Source organism: Aquimarina agarivorans (genome assembly GCF_000218485.1).
GTDB lineage: Bacteria > Bacteroidota > Bacteroidia > Flavobacteriales > Flavobacteriaceae > Aquimarina > Aquimarina agarivorans.
In genome coordinates, this window is record NZ_AFPB01000082.1 from 1 (window position 1) to 579 (window position 579).

Here is a 579-nt window from a genome sequence, read left to right on the forward strand (position 1 = left end):
ATATCGCGAGGTGATAATCAACCCTCATCAATGATGACGAACTAACCCCCGATATCAGGTCACATGACGAAGGGAAAGAGAAGGAAATCAACTGTGACAAACTGCCCTCAAATTTGGCTTCCTTGAAAATTACAGTTCAAAAAGTATGAGAAAATCCATGCAGGCTGAAGGAAACAGCAAAACTGTGACAAATTACCCTCAGTAGGTCAGAACAAATGTGACGAACCACCCTCAAATCTGTGACAGATAACCCTCAGACTATCCTGTCGTCATGGAAGTGATATCGCGGAAGGAAAATACGATATGAGTCGTCTGGCGGCCTTTCTTTTTCTCAATGTATGAGAGGCGCATTGGAGTTCTGCTGTTGATCTCATTAACACAGACCTGCAGGAAGCGGCGGCGGAAGTCAGGCATACGCTGGTAACTTTGAGGCAGCTGGTAACGCTCTATGATCCAGTCGATTTTCAGAGAGACGATGCCTGAGCCATCCGGCTTACGATACTGACACAGGGATTCGTATAAACGCATGGCATACGGATTGGTGATTTCTTTTGTTTCACTAAGCCGAAACTGCGTAAA

1 protein-coding gene is annotated in these 579 nt (G+C 45.4%); it reads right to left on the minus strand.

The features are described from left to right. Window positions 1–258: 258 nt before the first annotated feature. Window positions 259–579 (minus strand): replication initiation protein (locus tag GMC_RS23405; protein ID WP_138940559.1); only part of this gene is annotated, 321 nt, incomplete at its 5' end.